The sequence below is a fragment of the Pleionea mediterranea genome (assembly GCF_003148745.1).
GTDB classification, from domain to species: Bacteria; Pseudomonadota; Gammaproteobacteria; order Enterobacterales; family Kangiellaceae; genus Pleionea; species Pleionea mediterranea.
This window is the reverse complement of sequence record NZ_QGGU01000026.1, coordinates 1-2,357: the sequence shown is the minus strand read 5'-3', so window position 1 is coordinate 2,357 and position 2,357 is coordinate 1. Positions and strand designations below refer to the sequence as shown.

3 protein-coding genes are annotated in these 2,357 nt (G+C 35.0%); 1 reads left to right on the top strand and 2 read right to left on the bottom strand.

The annotated features are described in order from the left end of the window. The first annotated feature begins 313 nt into the window (after positions 1-313). Positions 314-814: a hypothetical protein gene (locus tag C8D97_RS17940; protein ID WP_109765179.1), complete on the top strand. Its 501-nt coding sequence runs from the start codon at positions 314-316 to the stop codon at positions 812-814. 65 nt (positions 815-879) lie between these two features. Here C8D97_RS17940 and C8D97_RS17935 read toward each other — a convergent pair whose 3' ends face one another. Both C8D97_RS17935 and C8D97_RS17930 read right to left on the bottom strand, forming a co-directional pair. Further along, positions 880-1,650 carry a hypothetical protein gene (locus tag C8D97_RS17935; protein WP_109765178.1) on the bottom strand — a complete coding sequence of 257 codons (771 nt, stop codon included), beginning with the start codon at positions 1,648-1,650 and terminating at the stop codon, positions 880-882. 371 nt (positions 1,651-2,021) lie between these two features. After that, positions 2,022-2,357: helix-turn-helix domain-containing protein (locus C8D97_RS17930; RefSeq protein ID WP_210204996.1), on the bottom strand; the 336-nt coding region annotated here is incomplete at its 5' end.

Genomic DNA, 2,357 nt, shown 5'->3' with positions numbered 1-2,357 from the left:
AACAATGTACAACGGCGTCAAAACGCTTATTGGCCTCCTCCAAAACTTGAACAAAGGCTTTAAAGTAACGTTCATCATGAAATATTGTTTGACGAGCCCTACCACGATTCATAACGTGGTAGAAAGCGCCTTCATATTCTAGTCGTTCGGCTCTTGGCATAAAGACCGTTTAGCAGAGAGTTAATACAAAACAATAATCCTGACCCCTTATTTGTTCTCTTTCTCCATTAGTATCAACAGTCTTTGTTGAAAATTATTCGAAGTTAGTATTTACTATACCCCACTCGGATAAGATTGATGGTAGCAAAGTCACATGGAAAATTACGGGACAATTTTTTTTCGTAACGATAAGAAAATAGCAGATATCGAAGAATTTGTAACCAATTCAGTACTAGCAAATTTAGATATTACCCTAGAAGAAATTAATGAAAATGGCGAAATCGTCGAGTTATCTGTTATGGGAGGATCTTCAACCGAAGACAATATTGAGTCCGCAATGGAGAGTTTAAGTAAACATAACTTTAACTTTGTAAAAGCTTATATAACTGGAGATGAGGACCCTTGGTGTATGTTGCTTTGGGTCGAAAATAATATAGTTCGTAGCGAAGATATAAGTGGTGGAATCTACGAATATATTGCAGAATGTGAAGACTCTGAGCTAGATGATTACGAGGACTTAAGAGATGCTAAAGAAAAAGGTCCAAGCTTATATTTCACGGAAAAACTCGACTCTTGGAAACAGGGAATTGAGTCTTGTGATTTATCAGAAATAGAGTCAGAGGTCACTTCAATTATTAATTACTCAAATTTTTAGTCAACTACGATCATAGGCTTAATTATTTAAGCCTATGATCGTAGGAAAGTAAATCTTTACTATTTTCAATCGTCCCACTCACCGTCCCGGGCTTTTTGAATATCAATTTTTATTTTTTCAGGTAAGTCATCTTGAGAAAAAATATTTTCAATATTCTCTGCAAGCTTAACTTGAAGTGTATGGAATTCTTGTTTGTTTTCTAAGATAGAATATACTCTTCTTACAAAGTACCCCCAGATATTAGGTATTAAATAATATCCTTCTCTTAATACACTTTCGAAATACTTCATTCGATTAAACAATATATTATGCTCGATTAGGTTTTCCTTATTAGTATAAATCAACTCTATCAACTGAGACATTATAATTTCAAATGTCCTCATTGCAGATTTCCTACCAGGCTTGCGATTACCAATAACCCAAGTTGAATCATCGAGAGATTGAGGTAAGAGTACACGGCAGAGCTTTTCTTCTAGACCACTGAAAAATGCGCTACCATCAGGAGAAATGGTATCTTTTCGGCTTTTGTCGACGTATCTAGCAAACTGAGAGTACTTCTCGAAGTTATGAACTGTAGTCTGTAAATCTTTCGAGAGAACTGTACTACTTAAGTATTCTTGGTACAACTCTTTCAAATGCTCTTCAGAGTGATTGCTTCCCAACCAATACTCGAACAACAATTTAGAAGGCAAGCCTTCCGCGTTACGAATCTTGCTAATATCACCATTTAAATAGTAATCTTTAAGTACATTTCCATAAATATCCAATTTAAGAAAAATTAATTTCTTAAGCTTTTTATTTAAACTACTCCACTTTTCTCTTGATTGCTCTGACATATATTTAAAGTCTCGATTAATAATTAAACATTATCTAAAATGAGTCACTTTGCTGAATTAAATCAACAAAATCTCTTTCAAAATCTTTTAAAAGAACATCCTTAGCTTCATTCATAATCCAAGATTTCATATTCATTTTTCGAAGTTTATTACCAACTAAAAAACAAAGGGGTCAGGTTCATTTCTTTATATTAAGTATTCGATACACTTGATTAAGCACCTTACTCATCTCCCCTTTTTCTTCGAGCTTCTTCATCTCACTTATAGCAGGGCAGACACTGCCGACGCTTTTTAAACCAAAATATTCCGCAATATTAGCTAACTTTTCATCCGATAATATTTGACATAAATAAAAAACAAAGGGGTCAGGTTCATTTCTTTATATTAAGTATTCGATACACTTGATTAAGCACCTTACTCATCTCCCCTTTTTCTTCGAGCTTCTTCATCTCACTTATAGCAGGGCAGACACTGCCGACGCTTTTTAAACCAAAATATTCCGCAATATTAGCTAACTTTTCATCCGATAATATTTGACATAAATACATAGCCAACTTCCTCGGCTGATTTTTACGCAACCGGCTGTTATGACCGTCCACTATCGATTTTAAGTCTACTTTAGACACTTTTGCCACTGCCCGGCAGATGGCTTCCATTGCAGGCTTTTCCCTAAGCACATCAACCCATTCACTCACCGGCCCTTTTTC

What these genes read in the sequence shown, in the direction of transcription:
- C8D97_RS17940 (WP_109765179.1), top strand. Translation starts at nt 314, where the DNA reads ATGGAAAATTACGGGACAATTTTTTTTCGTAACGATAAGAAAATAGCA.
- C8D97_RS17935 (WP_109765178.1), bottom strand. Translation starts at nt 1,650, where the DNA reads ATGTCAGAGCAATCAAGAGAAAAGTGGAGTAGTTTAAATAAAAAGCTT.